The sequence below is a fragment of the Streptomyces sp. NPDC045026 genome, from assembly GCF_056432625.1.
Window position 1 is genome coordinate 54,746 of the sequence record NZ_JBWKIS010000021.1, and the last position, 18,445, is coordinate 73,190.

Here is an 18,445-nt window from a genome sequence, read left to right on the forward strand (position 1 = left end):
CGCGTGCGTAACGAGGGGCGGAGCCAGGGCCGCAGACAGGCTCGCGGTCAGGTGCGTAGTCAGGGGGCAGCCGCGCTGCTGTGCGCGGGGATGATGGCGGGCGCGGCGGTGCTCGGCGGGACGCTCCCCGCGGCGGCGGCACAGGCGGACGTGGCCGGTACCGCCGCCCAACAGGAGGACATCCAGGCACAGTTGGCGGCCATCCCCGGAATGTCGGTCGTCTCGGTGACCGACAAGGAGGGCTACCCCTTCTACACGCTCACCTACGCGCAGCCGGTCGACCACCGCAACCCGAAGGCGGGCACGTTCACACAGCGCCTCACGCTCTGGCACAAGGCGGCCGCCAAGCCCACCGTCTTCTACACCGGCGGCTACACCCTCTCCTCCAGCACCCGCGAGATCACCAAGCTGCTCGACGCCAACCAGGTCTCGATCGAGCACCGCTACTTCGCCGAGTCCCGCCCCGGGGGCGCGGCGGGCGACGACTGGTCGAAGCTCACCGTCTGGCAGGAAGCCGGCGACGAGCACCGCGTCACGCAGGCCCTGCGCACCATCGAGAAGGGCAAGTGGCTCGGCACGGGAGGCAGCAAGGGCGGCATGACCGCCACGTTCCACGAGCGCTTCTACCCGAAGGACCTCGACGCCGTCGTCGCGTTCGTCGCCCCGAACGACGCGAACAACAAGGACGACAGCGGCTACGAGAACTTCTTCAGGACCGTCGGCACACCCGAGTGCCGCGCCGCCCTGAACGCCGTGCAGCGCGAGATGCTGGTGCGCCGCGACGCCCTCATCCCCAAGTTCGAGGCCGACGCGGCGGCGGCCGGTGACACCTTCGAGGAGACCCTCGGAACCACCGACAGGGCCTACGAGTTCGCCGTACTCGACCAGGTCTGGAACTTCTGGCAGAGCGGCACGATCGACGACTGCCCGACCGTGCCCGATGCCAGGAAGGCCACCGACGACGAGCTCTACACCTGGTCGAAGGGGCACGGCTTCAGCGTCTACCAGGACGAAACCCTCGGCACGAACGGCACCGGGCCCTACTACCGGCAGGCCGCCACCCAACTCGGCTGGGCCGACCTCAAGTTCAAGCACCTCAAGGACGTCCGCCACTACCCGGACATCTACCAGCCCAACTCCGTCCTGCCCGCCGCGATGCGCGGCACCTACGACGGCTCGGCGATCTCCGGCGTCGACAAGTGGGTGAAGACGCGCGGCGAGCGGATGATGTTCGTCTACGGGCAGAACGACCCGTGGAGCGCCGAGAAGTTCACCCCGAGCAAGCACGACTCGTACCGCTATGTCGTGCCCGGTTCCAACCACGGCGCGTCCATCGCCAAGCTGCCCGCGGACGAACAGGCCGAGGCCGTCGCCACGATCAAGCGCTGGGCCGGCGTGCAGTAGCGCACGCGAGCACGAGTCCGGCCGCGCCGAGCAGCGGCAGCAGGACGCGGTGGTCCACGACCGCGACGAGGCCCGCGCCCATCGCCAGGGCCACCGCGTTCGGCGCGAACATCAGCGTGTTCGCGGTCGCCACGGTGCGGCCGACGAGCGCGTCCGGGGTCTCGCGCTGGACCGCGGTGAGCGCCGCGATCAGGACGCACGGCAGGCCCATGCCGATCGCGGCGCTGCACCCGAGCGCCACCGCGTCGCAGGGGAGCGCGCGCAGGCCCGCGCCCGCCGCGAACAGGGCGATGCCCGCCGCCGCGAACCCGCGCTCGCCGAGCCGCCGCAGGAGCCCTCCCGCGGCGAGCCCGGCCACGACCGACCCGGCGCCCTGCACCGCGTACAGGACGCCCGCGTACGAGGGGGAGCGGCCGAGGCCGCCGTCGACGACCGCGTAGAGCGCGGCGCCGTTCAGGCCCGCCAGCAGCATGGTGACCGCGGCGGCCAGGACGAGGGGGCGCAGCTGCTCCTGCCGCCACAGCGCGCGTACGCCCGCCGAGGTGCGGGCCCACACGCTCGCGGCGGGGCGGGCCGGCGCGGGCTCCCGGACCCGGAGCCGCGCGTACACCCCGGCCGCGGCGGCGAAGGTCGCGGCGTCGAGGAGGGCCACGCCCGCACCCCCGTACACCGCGAAGAGGCCCGCGCCCGCGAGCGGGGCGACGAGTTTCATGCCCTCGTTGGCCGTCATCCGCAGCCCGTTGAAGCCGCCGAGCGACTCCCTGCCGACGACGGCCGGTACGAGGGCGGCCTCGGCCGCGTCGGTGACGACCCCGCACGCCCCGTACACCACGAGGACCGCGAACAGGATCCACAGCCGGCCCGCCGAGTCGACGGCGAGCAGCGACAGGAGCAGCAGTCCGAGGCCCAGGTTCGCGGCGACGAGGAGCGGCCGTCGGCGGGTGCGGTCGGCGACCGTGCCGAGCAGGGGACCGGCGAGCGTGGGCGCCCACAGTGCGAAGGCGCACAGCGCGGCGAGGCTGTCCGAGCCGGTCAGATCCTTCACCCAGATCCCGGCGGCCAGCCACATGGCGGACGTCCCGAATCCGGAGACGACGATGCCGGCGAGGAGCAGCCGAGAGGCGCCCCGTGTAGTGGTAGGAGAGGACGTCATGCCAGGTCATCGTGGTGCTAAGGCCCCCGGCGGTGGATCGGGAGGATGCCTTATGCGGGTGCGGCGATGAGTTTCGGGCGGCGCCGGGGTCTACAGGTAAGTACGCAATGCAAGTCCTGTGAGTACGCAATGCGAGTCCTGACATTGCGAGTCCTGAATCAAGGAGCCGGCATGACCGACGCGACCGACCGGACGGCGCAGCAGATGGTGGACTTCGGCCCGCAGACACGGATCGTGGCGCGCCTCGCGGACGGAGTGGGCGAGGACCAGCTGGGCCTGGCCACCCCGTGTCCGGAGTACCAGGTGCACAACCTGCTCGGGCACATCCTCGGACTGACCGTCGCCTTCAGCGACGCCGGACGCAAGAACCTGGGACCGACGACGGACACGAGCCCCACGGCGTACCTGCCCGACATCACGGACGGCTGGCGCGACGCCCTGGCCAAGGCGCTCGACGAACTCGCGGAGACCTGGCGCGACCCGGAGGCCTGGCAGGGGATGACCCGGGCCGGCGGGGTCGACCTGCCCGGCGCGGTGGCGGCGCTCGTAGCCCTGGACGAACTCGTCGTGCACTCCTGGGACCTGGCGAAGGCCACGGGGCAAGAGTACGCACCTGACGAGGCGGCGCTGCAGGCGGCTCACGCGTTCCTCGTCCAGTCCGCCGAAGGTCCCCGCCCCGCCATCTTCGGCCCGGTGGTCCAGGTGGACGACGCCGCGACTCCGCTCGACCGGGTGGTGGGCCTGAGCGGCCGCGATCCGGGGTGGAAGCCTGCCGCCTGACGTCAGGGGAGTTGTGTCCGGCCCAGTTGGCCGGGGCTTGGCCGGATCAGATATCGATCGGGCAAAGTGTCTCGCGTTCGTGCGTGTGACGCGCGTAGAAACCTGTCATGCATAAGACCACACGCATCTCCGCCGCCGTCGCGGCCTCCGTGGCTCTCGCGGGTATTGCCCTCTACGGGACAGGGGTCGCCACCGCCGGGTCGGCCTCGCAGCACGCCACCGCCGAGCCCAAGAACATCGGGCAGCTCGTGAAGGAGATCGACTCCTACTACGGCACCTCCCTCGACGGGGACGGCGTCTACCAGGCCTCTCCGTCCAGCCAGTACGCCCAGGACCTCGGTCGCATCGAGGCCGGGGCCAAGAAGCAGATCGCCAAGGCCGCCGCTCGGCACCACCACAAGGGCGACAGGGCCGCCGTCGTCTTCGACATCGACGACACCCTTCTCCTCAGTCTCGACTACGAGAAGAAGACCAACTACGTCTACAACGACGCCACTTGGAAGGAGTACGTCGCCAAGGCGGACCGGCCCGCCGTGTTCGGGACGCCCGGACTCATCGCGTACGCGCAGTCCAAGGGCGTCGAGGTCTTCTACAACTCCGGGCTGAGCGAGGACCAGCGCGCCGCCGCCGTGGAGAACCTCAAGAAGGTCGGCATCGACGTCAACCTCGACGCCGCCCACATGTTCCTGAAGGACAAGGCCAACCCGCCCGCGTACCTGAACGGTTGCGCCACCGCGGGCGCCTGGAACTGCACGACCGTGCAGTACAAGTCCGGCACCCGCAAGCACATCGAGTCGCTCGGCTACGACGTCGTCGCCAACTTCGGCGACCAGTACTCCGACCTCGAGGGCGGCTACGCCGACAAGACGTACAAGTTCCCGAACCCGACGTACTACGTCAGCTAGTCGCACAGCAGCGAGCGTCGGCGGTGCACCGTGTCGGCTACCGGTACGCGCCGCCGGCGCTCCTGTGGGTCGCGGCAGCTACGCGGTCGGGACCCTGTGCCAGAAGTGGTCCACGATGTCGTCGAGATAGCGCTGGCCCGCCTCGCCCGAGGCGACCGAGCCGCCTGCCCGGCTCAGCGTCGCCGTCATCAGGGTCTGGTACTCCTGGTGCATCTCGCGCAACGCGCCGTCGAGGTCACGGCGCTCCATCGAGAGCAGCTTGGCGATCGCGCGGACGTGTGCCTGCCAGCGGGTGCTGACGGCGTCCCGCAGCAGCCGCGCCAGGTCGTCCTCGCGGCCCGTGACGGTGATCAGGTCCCTTGGGGCCAGGGAGAGTACAGAGGCCAGCGCCGCGGACTGGCGGTTGTTGCCACCCCACTGACCGGTCGCCTCCATCTGCTGGTACGCGCCGACGTCGAGGCCGACGCCGCGGGCCACGTCCTCGACGGCCAGACCGCGGGCAAGACGATGCTCCCGCAAGGTCCGCGGGGCGCCGATGAGCTGGTTGGGCGCGCACCACAACGCACCCGCCAGCGCGGTGAGTTCGGTCGAGGTGGGCAGCGCGGTGCCGCGCTCCCAGGCGGTGATGTGGTCCGCGGTGACGTGACTCATTCCGTACGACGCGCGCATGCCGTACGCCACGTGACCTGGAGCCATCCCAAGGCTCTCCCGCATGGTGCGTGCGGCTCGGGCGTTGAAGGGGGGTGTCGGATCCGCTGTCGGGTGACGATGCACCAGCACAGAGTAAGGAGTGTTCTCTTGGCCGGTTTTCGACTGTTCCACTGCAATCACGACTTAGGCGGACAGCGGAAACAGGATTTCGTAGGAACCGACAGGAGATGGGGGCGGCTCGGGGGATCCCAGGGAGTTCTTTTGGCGGAATGTGATGCTCCGTTGTCGGTAAATACCCTGAACAAGTGCCCCTTCGGCGGGAATTCGGTCCCCGTAAGCGCGCGTATGATCCGGTCTCGCCCGTGTGGGTGTTCACCCATGGCTCACACGGTGCGGTGATGGGTGAATCCCACGAGCGAGTTGTCCCTGGCGTGCGGTACGGCACGCCGGATCCCTGGATCTCTGGATCCTCAGATCGCTGTAGAGCCTGGAGAAGTCATGCAGACCAGCGCGACCGGCCCGGTGAATTCCGCCACCGCGCCCCCCGCGGGATCGGGCAGTGCCGTCAACCGCTACTTCCGTATATCGGAGCGCGGTTCGACGTTCGGCAGGGAGATACGCGGCGGATTCGCCACGTTCTTCACGATGGCGTACATCCTCGTCCTCAACCCGATCATCCTCGGCAGCACCAAGGACAAGTTCGGCGACCAGCTCGATCCGGTCCAACTCGTCACCGCCACGGCCCTCGTGGCCGCGGTGATGACCGTGATCATGGGCGTCGGCGGCAATCTGCCGCTGGCCCTCGCGGCAGGCCTCGGGCTCAACGCCGTCGTCGCCTTCCAGCTCGCGCCCCAGATGTCCTGGGACGACGCGATGGGGCTCATCGTGCTCGAGGGCCTGCTGATCTGTGTCCTGGTCCTGACGGGCCTGCGCGAGGCGGTCATGCACGCCATTCCGCAGCCGCTCAAGCAGGCCATCAGTGTCGGCATCGGCCTGTTCATCGCCTTCATCGGTTTCGTCGACTCCGGTTTCGTCACCCGCATTCCGGACGTCGCGAACACCACCGTGCCGGTACAGCTCGGCACCGGCACCCTGACCGGCTGGCCCATGCTGGTGTTCTGCGCCGGGGTGCTCCTGACGATCGTGCTGCTCGCCCGCAAGGTGAAGGGCGCCATCCTCATCAGCATCGTGGCGATGACACTGGTCGCCATCGCGGTCAACGAGCTCGCCGACGTCAAGTCCTGGGGGCTCACCGTGCCCCAGGTGCCGGACAAGCTCGTCGCCACTCCGGACTTCGGCCTCCTCGGTCACTTCGATCTGTTCGGTGCCTTCGACCAGGTGGGCGCGCTCACGGTCGTGCTGTTCGTCTTCACCCTGATCCTGTCCGACTTCTTCGACACCATGGGCACCGTCGTCGGCATCACGGCCGAGGCCGGACTGCTCGACGAGCGCGGCCAGGTGCCGAACGTCGGCCGGGTGCTGTTCATCGACAGCGTGGCCGCCGTCGCGGGCGGCGCCGCCTCCGCCTCCTCGGCGACCACGTACGTCGAGTCGGCCGCGGGTGTCGGAGAGGGCGCGCGCACCGGCTTCGCGAACCTGGTCACCGGCGGCCTGTTCGCCCTCGCCCTGTTCCTCACCCCGGTCCTGACGATCGTGCCGATGCAGGCCGCGGCGCCCGCCCTGATCGCGGTCGGCTTCCTGATGATGACGCAGGTCAAGCACATCGACTGGGAGCGGTTCGAGATCGCCATCCCGGCGTTCCTGACCATCGCCGTCATGCCGTTCACGTACTCCATCACCAACGGCATCGGCGCGGGCTTCGTCTCGTACGTCGTCATCAAGGCGTCCCTCGGCAAGGCGCGCGAGGTGCACTGGCTGCTGTGGGGCGCGGCCGCGCTCTTCCTCGTGTACTTCGCGATCGACCCCGTGGAGCAGCTGCTCGGCGTCAAGTGAAGCCAAGTGCAGCCAAGTGCAGCCAAGTGAAGGTGTAGGGCCGTGATCTAGGCTCGTGTGTCGTGACCGGCTATCTCGACCGCCTCGCGGAGCTGCTGCGCGAGGCGCACGGGCTTGCACCGGACCATGTCGCGGCTGTCGTCGCCGATCTCGCGGCGTATCTGGCGCGGTCCGGGGGAGCGGACCCGGAGATGGCGTTCGGCCCGGTCGACGCGTTCGCCCGGCGCCTCGCCCCGTCCGGGTCCGCCGTCCTCGCCGACGAGCACCTGGAGACCTGGCGCTGGCTCGCCGACACCTACGCCGACGAGGACCTGCTCAACCGCTTCGGCGAGGAGGGCTGGGAGGTCGAGCGGGTCGACCCGCTCGGCCGTTTCGTCAGTCATCGCGACCCGGAGCGGCCGCGGCGCTGGGAGTACCGGCGCGAGCTGGTCACCCGCGAGCTGGTCACCGGGGTCGGCGAGCGGCTCGCGCCCGACGGCTGGGAGCCGTGCGGCAGCTGGGTCGTGTACGCGTGGTTCAAGCGTGAGAAGGCGGTCGGCGCCGGCCCGGAGCCCGCGCCGACCGAACCGCCACCGGCCCCGCGGCGCCCCACGTTCCCGGGGCGCCGGCGCGGCTACGTACTCCTGGGCGGCGCCCTGGCCCTCGTCGCCGCTGCCGTGGTGGCGGCGAGCACCGGCACAGGCTTCGGCGTCGGTCTCGCGGTGGGTCTGCTGGTGGGAGCGCTGGTGCCGCCGGTGACGGCCTGGGCGGTACGGGGCCGGCGCCGTTAGCCGACACGGCGGTGGGCCGGAACACGTGTTCCGGCCCACCGCCAAGCCCCCGTCTACCCCTTGAGCGCCGCCGACATCATCGCCTTCGCGATCGGCGCCGCCAGGCCGTTGCCGCTCACCTCCGAGCGGGCCGCGTTCGACTGCTCCACCACGACCGCCACCGCGACCTCCTTGCCGGTGGAGTCGTCTTTCGCGTACGACGTGAACCAGGCGTACGGCGTCTTGCTGTTGTTCTCGCCGTGCTGGGCCGTACCCGTCTTGCCGCCCACCGTGGCGCCCGCGATCTGCGCGTTCGTACCGGTGCCCTGCGTGACGACCGTCTCCATCGCGGACTGGAGCTGCGAGGCCGTGGACGTGCTGACCACGCGCGTGTTGTCACCGTCGGCGAAGCTCTTGATCGCGTTGCCGTCGGCGTCCGTGACCTGCGAGACCATGTGCGGCGAGGCCTGCTCGCCGCCGTTGGCGATCGTCGCCGAGACCATCGCCATCTGGAGCGGAGTCGCCGTCACGTCGAACTGGCCGATGCCCGACAGGCCTGTCTGCGCCTTGTCCATGTCCTTCGGGTACACGCTCTGCGAGGCCCTGACCGGCATGTCTTGCTCGGCGTCGTTGAAGCCGAACTTCTCCGCCATCGCCCTGACCTTGTCCTGGCCCAGGTCGACGGCGATCTTCCCGAAGACGTTGTTGCAGGAGTACTTCAGCGCCGTGCGGATCGAGGCGTCCTCGCAGGGCGCGGACGCGCTCTCGTTCCTCAGGTCGGTGGTCGTGCCCGGCAGCCGGAACGGATTCGGGCTGTCGGTCTTCGCGTCCACCGACGAGTAGAGCCCGTCCTCCAGCGCGGCCGCCGCGACGACCAGCTTGAACGTGGACCCGGGCGGCAGCGCCTGCTTGATCGCGCGGTTCAGCGTCGGCTGGTCCTTGTCCTTCGACAGCGCCGTCCACGCCTTGCCGTCCGTGGACGAGTCCGAGCCGCTGATCTTCGACGGGTCGAACGACGGCGTCGAGACGAGACCGAGCACCTTCCCGGACTTCGGGTCGATCGCGACGGCCGCGCCCTTCTTGTCGCCGAGCGCGCGGTACGCGGCCTTCTGCACCGCCGGGTCGATGGTCGTGACCACGTCACCCGGCTCGGTGTGCTTGCCGGTGACCGCGTCGACGGGGTTCTTCAGCCGGGTGTCCGTCCCGTCGAGGATGTCCTTGTAGATGCCCTCGAGCTGCGTCTGCCCGTACACCTGCGAACTGAAGCCGGTCACACCCGCATAGAGATCGCCGTCCTTGTACGTGCGCTTGTACGCGAGGTCGCTGCCGCCGCCCGTTCTCTTCGAACCGGTGACCGCCTCGCCGCCCACGATGATGTCGCCCAGGGGATACGCGTACTGCTCCATCACGTTCCGCCGGTTGTCCTTGTTGTCCGCGAGGGCCCGGCCGTCGTAGAACTGCACCCACGTCGCCCTCACCAGCAGAGCGAGCACGAGGAGCAGACAGAAGACCGAGGCGCGTCTGATCGTCTTGTTCATCCCGCACAGAAGACGAGCGAGCGAGAGCGAATCGTTCCGTTCCGGACCGGTTTCTCAGTGAATCCTCATCAAGAGATCCGTGTCACGCCGGCCCGGACGCGGCCGCCGCCGCGAGGCTCACGCCTTCATGAAGCCGCCCTCGTAGGCCGCGATCACCGCCTGCGTACGGTCCCGGGCTCCGGTCTTCGCCAGGACCGCCGCCACATGCGTCTTCACCGTGGCGGGGCCCACCTCCATCCGCCGCGCGATCTCCGCGTTCGTCAGCCCCGCCGCCATGTGCCGCAGCACCTGGCTCTCGCGGCCCGTGAGTCGCGCCACCCACGCCGGTGCCGCGGGCTCGGCGCGCCCGTACTCCGCGGCGAGGGCACGCACCGCCGCGGGGAACAGCAGCGAGTCGGTCCGCGCGACGAGGCGCACCGCCTGCACGAGCGCGTCCGCCTCGGCCCGCTTGAGGAGGAACCCGGAGGCCCCGGCGCGCAGCGCCTCGTACACGTACGCGTCGTTCTCGAAGGTCGTGACCACGACGATCCGCGGGGGCTCGGCCATCGACCTGAGGATTTGTTCCGTGGCGCGGATGCCGTCGACCCCCGGCATCCGTACGTCCATGAGGACCACGTCCGGCGCCAGCTCGCGCACCACGGACACCGCCTCGGCGCCGGTCGCGGCCTCGCCCACGACCTCGATGCCGTCCTCGGCGGACAGGATGGCGCGCAGGGCGCTGCGCACCATGCGCTCGTCGTCGGCGAGGACGACACGGATCGCGGTGATCCCGGTGGTCGCGGTCATGGGGTGGTTCCTCTCCCTCTCATGCGTTCGCCTTCAGGGGCAGCCGTACGGACACGCGCCACGCACCGTCCGCAGGGCCGGCCTCGGTGATGCCGCCCAGCAGCCGGGACCGGTCCGCGATGCCGCGCAGCCCGTGGCCGCCGCCGGGGCGGGCGTGCGGCGGGTGCGGCGGCAGCGGGTTCTCGGCGGTGATCAGCAGGTCGTCGCCGTCGCGCGCGAGGCGCAGCGTGAGCGGCGTGCCCGCGTGCCGCAGCGCGTTGCTCAGCACCTCCTGCACGATCCGGTACGCCTCGCGGGACACCAGGGGCGGCAGCGCGGCCGGGTCGAGGGCCGCGACATCCGTCTGTACGCGCAGGCCGCCGGCCCTCGTGCGGCTCAGCAGCCCGTCCAGGTCGGCGGCGAGGGTCGGCGCGGGCTCCGTGGACGCGGGGTCGCCCGCCTCCCTCAACACGCCCAGTACGGCGTCGAGTTCGCCCACGGTGCGCCGTGCGGTGTCCTCGATCGCCGCGAGGGCCTCGCGCACGAACTCCACGTCGTGGCCGAGGACGCGGCGGGCCGCGCTCGCCTGGAGGGTGACCGCGCTCAGGGCGTGGCCCACCGAGTCGTGCAGCTCGCGGGCGAGCCGGTTGCGTACGGCGAGGTCGGCGGCGCGGCGCTCGGCCGCGGCGAGCCGGTCGGCCGGGGTCGGCCCGAGGAGCGCGGGCGCCCACCGCGCCAGCAGGCCGCCGGCCACCGCGGCGCAGCCCGCGAGCGCCACCAGCATCGCCACGCCCGCGACGGGAGCGAGCGCCAACGCCCAGGGGCGGTGCAGGACTTCGGGCAGTTCGAGGGCGGAGTCACGCAGCCCGGCGAACAGGGGAAGGGCGATCAGCGTCACCGCGAACGGGGGCACCGAGAGCGTCATCCCGCTGAGCACCCCGCCGACCCCGAGGTGCAGCGTGAACCAGGCGGCGGTCCGCCCCCGCGCGGCGCGACTGCGGGGCGGCCCGTCGGCGAGCGCGTCGGCCGGCACCCCGCACAGCGCGCGCACCGCCGCCACCGAGATCGGCCGGGTCAGCGGGAACAGCGCCGTGACCGCGGCGAGCGGTAACCCCACGGCGAATGAGCCGAGTTGGAGCGTCAGTGAGGTGAAGACGTCGCTCACGCCGGTGAGCGGCCCGATGATGACGGAACCCACCAGAACGTAGGGCATGGCCAGCGCGCCGCCGAGGATCAGATGGATCCACCGCCGGCGCGCCCGCCGCCCCGACAGGGCGTTCCAGAAGGCCCTCATGGCGCCGTACGTCGCTCCGCGCGGCCCGCGAGGAAGCGGATGCCGACGGCGACGACGAGGATCCCCGCGATCATCTGCACAGCGTAGGTGAGGTTCATGACCGGCGTCGGCCGCCGGGTGAGGTCGTCGACGCCGGTGAGGGAGGCGAGCGCGAGCCAGCCGCCCCAGCAGGTCACGGCCCCGGAGCCGAGCCACGCGAGGGCCAGCGGCAGCTTCACCGGCAGGCCGCCGCCGCGCCGGAAGGTGAGGGACAGCGCGCCGAGCACAGCGGCGGCGAGGAAGGCCACGTCCGTGGCCTCGAGGACGTAGAAGTCACTTGAACGGTCCGCGATCCGGGCGGAGTTGAGGCCGGTGGTCGCGCCGCACGCCCACAGCAGGTGCAGGGTCACGGGGAACAGGGCGAGCACGGCCGCGGCGACCGCGAGAATCCGCCGGGCGGCGTCGGCCGGGGGGCGCGGCAGCTCCCGGACGGGGCCGCGCCATGTGTGGCCCCAGCGGTCACGCGCGTACAGGGCGAACAGGGTGCCGAGGGCGAGCCCCTGGAGGATGAAGCCGGTGTAGACGACCCCGAACACCCACTCGTCGAGGAAGGGCGCGCCCGTGGACCCGCCGTGGTTCACGGAGCCGCCGAACGCCCTGACGAGCAGCTGGAGCGGGTACCCGGTCATGATCGGGGTGAGCAGCCCGGTCGCCACCCACATCGGGACGACGAGGAGCCAGGCCGGGACGCGCCGCCCCCACGGCCGGGTCAGCAGCAGCGCGAGGACGATCACGAAGCTGTCGAGCAGCACGCTGAGGCTGTTGGCCACGATCATCGACGCGCGGTGGTCGAGGAGGGAGCTGCCGTCGGGGATCCCGAGGTGACTGCCCGCGATCCAGGCGGCCTTGAGGCCGAGATAGGGCAGACAGGACACGACGGCGACCGCCCGAAGTACGCGTCGGAGCCGGTCGATGCGGGGTGCGGAGGCGGGAGCGGGACGGGGCGCGGAAGCGATCGTGTGCGTCATACGTCCACGCTCCCGCCCCGGCCCCCGCCGCACGTCGTGCCCACAGCCGATCCGCCTCCGCCGCACGGGGGAGACCACGGCCGCCGCAGGCGCACGGGGCACCCGCCGTGTACCGCTTACGCGTCGAGCACCAGCACGTACTCGGGAATTTCCTTGCCGCGCGCGTGGGCGAAGCCCGAATCCTGGCCGGTGACACGGAAACCGCACTTCTCCAGGACGCGCAGCGAGCCGATGTTGTCGGTCGCGGCGCGAGCGTGCAGCGGGCGCTCCGGGACCTCGGCGAGCAGCGCGCGGAGCGCCGCCGTGGCGAGCCCGCGCCCCCAGTGCGGGCGGTCGATCCAGTACGTGACCTGGAGATCGCCCGGCTCCCCGTACACGGCCGCGCTCCCCACGAGTTCGCCGTCGGCGACGACGGCGCGTACCACGTCGGACGACGAACAGATCCGCTTCCAGTGCGCCTCGAAGTGGCCCCAGTCGGACCCCCTGGGGGAGACGAACGCGGCGACGCGGGCCGCCTCCGGGTCGTTCATGTGCCGGAAGAAGGCGCGGACGTCACTGTCCTCGACGGCCCGCAGCGCGACCTCCATCAGAGCCTCCGCGTCGCCAGGGTCAGCCGGTCGCGGGCGTCGAACAATGCGTCCTTCACCATCTGCTCGTGCGCGGGAGTCAGGCGCGCCACCGGCACCGAGCAGCTGATCGCGTCGCGCGCAGGAGTGCGGTACGGGATCGCGACGCCGAAGCAGCGAAGGCCCAGCGTGTTCTCCTCGCGGTCCACCGCGATGCCCTGCTCGCGCACCGCGTGCAGCTCCTCGATGAGCTTCTCGCGGTCGGTGATGGTGTGCTCGGTGAGCGCCGGGAGCGTCTCGGGGAGCATCTTGCGGACCTGCTCGTCGGTGTGGGTCGCGAGCAGCGCCTTGCCGAGGGACGTGGAGTGCGCGGGCAGCCGGCGGCCGACGCGGGTGAAGGGCCGCAGGTAGTGCTGCGACTGGCGCGTGGCGAGATAGACGACGTTCGTGCCGTCGAGGCGCGCCAGGTGGATCGTCTCCGTGGTGTCGTCGGAGAGCCGGTCGAGGGTGGGGCGGGCCGCGGCCACCACCTCGTCGCCGTCGATGTACGACGTGCCGACGAGCAGGGCGCGCACCCCGATCCCGTACCGCGTGCCCGTCGCGTCCGTCTCCACCCAGCCGAGCTCGACGAGCGTGCGAAGGAGCATGTACAGGCTCGACTTGGGGTAACCGACCGCTTCCTGGACGGCCGCCAGGGAGTGCATTCCGGGCCGGCCCGCGAAGTATTCGAGCAATTCCACGGTCCGTACCGCGGACTTGACCTGAGCCCCGCCGCTCGTCTCACCTGCCGACATTCCCTTGACCCCTTCGTTCGACCAGAATTAGTGTCCTGAGTCCGTAGCGTATTCATCATCAGGAACAGCGTTCAGCATATCGAACAGCTGCTGTTCGTCGTCAGGTGAGCGGCACAGATCTGGAGGAACCCGCGGTGGCAGCAGCACCAGTCTGGAGTGTCGACCCCCGAACCGGGAAGCAGCGGGAGCAGGTTGCGGTGGAAGCCACAGCCCAGGAGGTGGACCAGGCGGTCCGCGCCGCGCGCGCCGCGACAGGAGCCCTCGCGGACCGCACCGTGCGCGCCGCCTTCCTGCGCAGCGCCGCCGAACTCCTCGACGCCTCCAAGGACCATCTGGTGGAGGCCGCGGACGCGGAGACCGCGCTCGGTCCCGTCCGCCTCACCGGTGAACTCGCCCGCACCAGCTACCAGTTGCGCGCCTTCGCGGACATCGTCGACGAGGGCGCCTTCCTGGGCGTCGTCATCGACCACCCCGACGACTCGGCGACCCCGCCGATCCCGGACCTGCGCCGCTACAAGGTGCCGCTGGGCGTCGTCGCCGTCTACTCGGCGTCGAACTTCCCGTTCGCCTTCTCCGTGCCCGGCGGCGACACCGCGAGCGCGCTCGCCGCGGGCTGCCCCGTCGTCGTCAAGGCGCACCCGGATCACCCGGCCACCTCCGAACTGGTCGCCTCCGTGCTGCGCCGGGCCGCCGACCGGCACGGCATCCCGGAGGGCGTGCTCGGCCTGGTCCACGGCTTCGAGGCGGGCGTCGAGCTCGTGAAGCACCCGCTGGTCTCGGCCGCCGGATTCACCGGTTCCGTACGGGGCGGACGCGCCCTGTTCGACGCGGCGGCCGCCCGCCCCGTGCCGATCCCCTTCCACGGTGAACTCGGCTCCCTCAACCCCGTGGTCATCACGGCGGAGGCCGTGGCCGAGCGCGCCGAGCAGATCGGCGCCGGACTCGCGGGCTCGATGACGCTCGGTGTCGGCCAGTTCTGCGTGAAGCCCGGCCTCGTCTTCGCGCCCGTGGGCGCCGACGGCGACCGCCTCGTCAAGTCCCTCACCGACGCCGTCAGCGACACCGACGCGGGCGTACTCCTCGACCACCGCATGCGCGACAACTTCGTCGCGGGCGTCGCCGAGCGCGCGGCGCTGCCCGACGTGGACGCCCCCGTGACCCCGGGTGCGGGCAGCGAGCACACCGTCAGCCCCGGCTTCCTCACGGTCCCCGCCCAGCGCCTGGCGACCGACGGCGGCCACGACCTCCTCCTGGAGGAGTGCTTCGGTCCGGTCACCGTCGTCGCCCGCTACGAGGACGACGCCGAGGTCACCGCCGTGCTCTCGCGGTTGCCCGGCAACCTCTCGGCCACCGTCCACCTGTCCGCGGGCGAGGCCGCGGGCGAGGGGCGCGGCGCCGAGATCCTCGCCGAGCTCACCCCGCTCGCGGGCCGCGTCCTGGTCAACGGCTGGCCCACCGGCGTCGCCGTCGCCCCCGCCCAGCACCACGGCGGCCCGTACCCGGCCACGACGTCCACGTCGACGTCCGTGGGCGGCACCGCCGTCGAGCGCTGGCTGCGGCCGGTCGCGTACCAGAACACCCCCGAGGCGCTTCTGCCGCCTGAGCTGCGCGACGACAACCCGCTGGGCCTGCCGCGCCGCTACGAGGGCCGTCAGGAACTCTGAACCCGACCGCCCCTCACAGGGAAGTCGGCCCCTCACAGGGGAGCCCGTCCCTCACGGGGAAGCCCGCCCCACACCTGGAAAACTGACCCGATGGACATCGAACTCCCCGAACTCCCGTTCCCGCTGCGCACCTACGGCCCCGATGGGCACTGGTCGTACGAGGACGGGGTGCTCACCGGCCGGGCCGGACCCCGCCAGGACCGCTTCGTGCCGCCCACCGGCACGGCCCTGGACCCGGCGTCCGACGCGCCCCGCCTGCTCGGGGCGCCCGAGGGCGACTTCCAGCTGCTCGCCCGGGTCACGGTCGGCTTCACCGCCGCCGCCGACGCGGGCGTGCTCTATCTGCACGTCGGCGAGCGCGAGTGGGCCAAGCTCTGCCTGGAGCGCTCGCCCGACGAGCCGACGGTCTGCACCGTCGTCACGCGCGGCCGCTCCGACGACGCGAACGCGTTCGTCGTGGGCGGCAGCACGGTGTGGCTGCGCATCAGCCGCACCGGTTCGGCGTTCGCCTTCCACGCCTCTCCGGACGGCGAGAAGTGGATCTTCGTCCGGATCTTCTCGCTGGGCGACGAGGAGTCCGCGGGCGCGGCCCTGGTCGGCTTCATGGCGCAGGCCCCGCTCGGCGACGGCTGCGTCGTCCGTTACGAGGACATCGAGTTCCGCCCGAGCTGGCCGCAGGGCCTGCGGGACGGTTCCTGACACCCCGGGAACCGGGCCGGCGGGGGAACCCGGGAGCCGGCGGGGACGTCTTTTCCGGCGTGATCAGAACAGCCGTCCCCGCCGACGCCCCCGCACTCGCCGCGCTGCACCTGCGCGCGCGGGCCACCTACTATCCGGAAGGGTTCCCCGACGACGGCACCGACTGGGTGCAGGCGTGGGGGGAGGCGATCGCCCGCCCCCGCTCCCACATCCTGGTCTCCGTGCGGGACGGCGCCGTCGTCGGCCTCGCCTCCTTCCGCACGCCGGAGGGCGAGCCGAAAGACGTGGTCAAGCTCTTCCAGTTCCACGTCAGCCCCGACCACTGGCGCCAGGGCGTCGGCTCCGGGCTGCACGCGGCCTGCGTCGAGGAATGGCACGCGGACGGGGTCACCCAGGCCTGGCTGGACGTCCACGGAGACAATCAGCGCGCCCAGGCCTTCTACGCCCGCCAGGGCTGGATCGACGAGGGATACGGGGACTTCGGCGGCAGCCATCGGCGGATGCGGCTGCGCCTGACCGCCCGGCCCGGGGAATGAGCCGCCGGAGGCGGGCGTTGAAAGGGGTCGCAGGGCGCACCCTGCGCCGTACGAATCTGGAGTGACCCCCATGCGCGTCGAGATCTGGTCCGACATTGCCTGCCCCTGGTGCTACGTCGGCAAGGCCCGCTTCGAGAAGGCCCTGGCCGCCTTCCCGCACCGTGACGGCGTCGAGGTGGTCCACCGCTCCTTCGAGCTCGACCCGACGCGCGCCAAGGGCGACAGCGGACTCGTCATCCCGATGCTCGCGCAGAAGTACGGCATGACCGAGGACCAGGCGCGGGCCGCCGAGAGCAACCTCGGCGAGAACGCCGCCTCCGAAGGCCTCGACTACCTCACCGAGGGCCGCGACCACGGCAACACCTTCGACATGCACCGCCTCCTTCACTTCGCGAAGGAGCAGGGCCGCCAGGACGAGCTCATCGGCCTGCTGTACCGGGCGAACTTCGCCGACGAGCGGTCCGTCTTCGCCGACGCCGACGAGTATCTGATCGGCCTCGCCGCCGAGGCCGGACTCGACGCCGACGAGGCCCGCGCCGTCCTCGCCGACCCCGCCCGGTACGCCGACGACGTGCGCGCCGACGAGCGTGAGGCCGCCGAGCTCGGCGCGAACGGCGTGCCCTTCTTCGTCCTCGACCGCAAGTACGGCGTCTCCGGAGCCCAGCCCGCCGAGGTCTTCGCCCAGGCGCTGGAACAGGCGTGGGACAGCCGCTCGCCGCTCCAGGTCATCGACAGCGGCGACGCCGAGGCCTGCGGCCCGGACGGATGCGCGGTCCCGCAGAACTGACACACGCCGCGGGAGCAGCACTTATCAGAACCGCTGAAGCAGCACTTATAAGAGACGCTTAGGGGTACTGCTCAACAACTCGCAATGGACCGATAGTTGGCGAGGCGGCACAGTGGACTCATGGAGACTCTCGATCACGCGCTCGTGCGCGCCGAGTTCGCACCCGTCACGACCTATCTGAACACCGCGAGCACCGGGCTGCTCCCGTCCCGCACGGTGGCGGCCATGCGGGACGCGGTCGACTCCGTCGCGGCCGGCCGCCCCACCGACATGTTCGCGGACGTCGAGGCCGCCCGCGCCTCCTTCGCCCGGATCGCCGGAGTCCCGGCCGACCGGGTGGCGGCCGGCGCCTCGGTGGCCGTCTACACGGGCGTCATCGCCGCCTCGCTCCCGGCGGGCGCCGAAGTCCTCACCGCGGAGGACGACTTCAGCTCCACCGTGAACCCCTTCCACGTACGCGGCGACCTCAAGGTCCGCACCGCGCCCCTGGAGCGGATCGCCGACGCCGTGCGGCCCGGCACCGCGCTGGTCGCCGTCAGCGCGGCCCAGTCCGCCGACGGACGCGTCGCCGATCTGCCCGCCGTCCGCGAGGCGGCCCGCGCCCACGGCGCCCGCACCTACATCGACTGCTCCCAGGCGGCGGGCTGGTTCCCCGTCGACGCGGACGCGCAGGACTACACGTCCGCCGTCGCCTTCAAGTGGCTCCTGTGCCCGCGCGGCGTGACCTTCTTCGTCGTACCGCAGGACCTGGGCTCACTCACCGCGGTCTTCGCGGGCTGGGTCGCGGGGGAGCGTCCGTGGGACAGCTGCTACGGACCCGTCCAGGAGCTCGCCCACTCTGCGCGGCGGTTCGACGAGAGCCCGAGCCTCTTCTCGTACGCGGGCGCGCGGCACTCCCTGGCGCTCATCGAGGAACTCGGCGTCGACGCGATCCGCGCCCATGACCTCGCCCTGGCCGACCGCTTCCGTGCGGGCCTGGCCACGCTCGGCCACGCACCCGTGCCCGCGCCCGGTTCGCCCGTGGTCTCCGTCCCGGGCCTCGGCGTACGGCAGCCGGAACTCAGCCGCGCCGGCATCGAGGTCTCCGACCGCGCGGGCAACCTGCGGGCGGCCTTCCACCTGTACAACACGGAGTCCGACGTCGACCGGCTCCTCGAGGCGCTTTCGGGCTGAACCTCCCGGGCCCGACCGGCCGACCCG

At 71.5% G+C, this 18,445-nt stretch carries 18 protein-coding genes; 10 read left to right on the plus strand and 8 right to left on the minus strand.

Annotation, left to right across the window (positions count from 1 at the left end; all coding sequences use genetic code 11):
- Positions 1 to 51: 51 nt before the first annotated feature.
- Positions 52 to 1,404 (plus strand): S28 family serine protease, encoded by a 1,353-nt coding sequence (locus tag AC07EJ_RS32880; RefSeq protein ID WP_389475441.1) that lies wholly within the window; start codon positions 52 to 54, stop codon positions 1,402 to 1,404.
- Here the strand turns inward: AC07EJ_RS32880 and AC07EJ_RS32885 are convergent.
- The gene (locus tag AC07EJ_RS32885; protein ID WP_478885635.1) at positions 1,379 to 2,557 is read right to left on the minus strand and encodes an MFS transporter; all 1,179 of its coding nucleotides are present in this window, start codon (positions 2,555 to 2,557) and stop codon (positions 1,379 to 1,381) included. The two genes, AC07EJ_RS32880 and AC07EJ_RS32885, sit on opposite strands and share 26 nt — an antisense overlap.
- A gap of 171 nt (positions 2,558 to 2,728) precedes the next feature.
- Between AC07EJ_RS32885 and AC07EJ_RS32890 the strand changes: the two genes are divergently transcribed.
- Both AC07EJ_RS32890 and AC07EJ_RS32895 read left to right on the plus strand, forming a co-directional pair.
- A complete protein-coding gene (locus tag AC07EJ_RS32890; RefSeq protein WP_478885636.1) occupies positions 2,729 to 3,337 on the plus strand; it encodes a TIGR03086 family metal-binding protein in 609 nt (202 codons plus the stop codon).
- Positions 3,338 to 3,444: 107 nt separating this feature from the next.
- A complete protein-coding gene (locus tag AC07EJ_RS32895; protein ID WP_478885637.1) occupies positions 3,445 to 4,242 on the plus strand; it encodes an HAD family acid phosphatase in 798 nt (265 codons plus the stop codon).
- A gap of 78 nt (positions 4,243 to 4,320) precedes the next feature.
- Here AC07EJ_RS32895 and AC07EJ_RS32900 read toward each other — a convergent pair whose 3' ends face one another.
- Positions 4,321 to 4,938, minus strand: a complete 618-nt coding sequence (locus tag AC07EJ_RS32900; RefSeq protein WP_478885638.1) for a helix-turn-helix domain-containing protein — start codon at positions 4,936 to 4,938, stop codon at positions 4,321 to 4,323.
- Positions 4,939 to 5,391: 453 nt separating this feature from the next.
- Between AC07EJ_RS32900 and AC07EJ_RS32905 the strand changes: the two genes are divergently transcribed.
- Together AC07EJ_RS32905 and AC07EJ_RS32910 are read left to right on the plus strand one after the other, a co-directional pair.
- Positions 5,392 to 6,846, plus strand: coding sequence for an NCS2 family permease (locus AC07EJ_RS32905; protein ID WP_389475451.1), 1,455 nt, complete (start codon positions 5,392 to 5,394; stop codon positions 6,844 to 6,846).
- A gap of 62 nt (positions 6,847 to 6,908) precedes the next feature.
- The gene (locus tag AC07EJ_RS32910) at positions 6,909 to 7,616 is read left to right on the plus strand and encodes a hypothetical protein (RefSeq protein ID WP_389475453.1); all 708 of its coding nucleotides are present in this window, start codon (positions 6,909 to 6,911) and stop codon (positions 7,614 to 7,616) included.
- Positions 7,617 to 7,669: 53 nt separating this feature from the next.
- Here AC07EJ_RS32910 and AC07EJ_RS32915 read toward each other — a convergent pair whose 3' ends face one another.
- The 6 genes from AC07EJ_RS32915 to AC07EJ_RS32940 form a co-directional block, all read right to left on the minus strand.
- Positions 7,670 to 9,133, minus strand: a complete 1,464-nt coding sequence (locus AC07EJ_RS32915; protein ID WP_389475455.1) for a penicillin-binding transpeptidase domain-containing protein — start codon at positions 9,131 to 9,133, stop codon at positions 7,670 to 7,672.
- Positions 9,134 to 9,250: 117 nt separating this feature from the next.
- Positions 9,251 to 9,919 (minus strand): response regulator transcription factor, encoded by a 669-nt coding sequence (locus AC07EJ_RS32920; RefSeq protein ID WP_389475457.1) that lies wholly within the window; start codon positions 9,917 to 9,919, stop codon positions 9,251 to 9,253.
- A 19-nt stretch (positions 9,920 to 9,938) separates the two neighbouring features.
- Positions 9,939 to 11,192, minus strand: a complete 1,254-nt coding sequence (locus AC07EJ_RS32925; RefSeq protein ID WP_478885639.1) for a sensor histidine kinase — start codon at positions 11,190 to 11,192, stop codon at positions 9,939 to 9,941.
- Positions 11,189 to 12,199, minus strand: a complete 1,011-nt coding sequence (locus AC07EJ_RS32930; protein WP_478885640.1) for a hypothetical protein — start codon at positions 12,197 to 12,199, stop codon at positions 11,189 to 11,191. Before AC07EJ_RS32930 ends, AC07EJ_RS32925 begins: the two co-directional genes overlap by 4 nt.
- A 116-nt stretch (positions 12,200 to 12,315) precedes the next feature.
- A complete protein-coding gene (locus AC07EJ_RS32935; RefSeq protein WP_478885641.1) occupies positions 12,316 to 12,786 on the minus strand; it encodes a GNAT family N-acetyltransferase in 471 nt (156 codons plus the stop codon).
- Positions 12,786 to 13,559: an IclR family transcriptional regulator gene (locus AC07EJ_RS32940; protein WP_362908063.1), complete on the minus strand. Its 774-nt coding sequence runs from the start codon at positions 13,557 to 13,559 to the stop codon at positions 12,786 to 12,788. Before AC07EJ_RS32940 ends, AC07EJ_RS32935 begins: the two co-directional genes overlap by 1 nt.
- Positions 13,560 to 13,693: 134 nt before the next feature.
- Here AC07EJ_RS32940 and AC07EJ_RS32945 point away from each other — a divergent pair, with 134 nt between their 5' ends.
- From AC07EJ_RS32945 to AC07EJ_RS32965, 5 genes are all read left to right on the plus strand, one after another.
- The gene (locus AC07EJ_RS32945) at positions 13,694 to 15,223 is read left to right on the plus strand and encodes an aldehyde dehydrogenase (NADP(+)) (protein WP_389475465.1); all 1,530 of its coding nucleotides are present in this window, start codon (positions 13,694 to 13,696) and stop codon (positions 15,221 to 15,223) included.
- A gap of 90 nt (positions 15,224 to 15,313) precedes the next feature.
- Complete coding sequence (locus AC07EJ_RS32950; protein ID WP_389475467.1) at positions 15,314 to 15,922, plus strand: DUF1349 domain-containing protein; 609 nt, start codon at positions 15,314 to 15,316, stop codon at positions 15,920 to 15,922.
- A gap of 59 nt (positions 15,923 to 15,981) precedes the next feature.
- A complete protein-coding gene (locus AC07EJ_RS32955; protein ID WP_389475469.1) occupies positions 15,982 to 16,458 on the plus strand; it encodes a GNAT family N-acetyltransferase in 477 nt (158 codons plus the stop codon).
- A 70-nt stretch (positions 16,459 to 16,528) separates the two neighbouring features.
- Positions 16,529 to 17,245 carry a DsbA family oxidoreductase gene (locus tag AC07EJ_RS32960; protein ID WP_393585826.1) on the plus strand — a complete coding sequence of 239 codons (717 nt, stop codon included), beginning with the start codon at positions 16,529 to 16,531 and terminating at the stop codon, positions 17,243 to 17,245.
- Between the two features lie 120 nt (positions 17,246 to 17,365).
- Entirely contained in the window at positions 17,366 to 18,418 is a 1,053-nt protein-coding gene (locus AC07EJ_RS32965; protein WP_478885642.1) for an aminotransferase class V-fold PLP-dependent enzyme, read from the plus strand.
- Positions 18,419 to 18,445 lie beyond the last annotated feature (27 nt).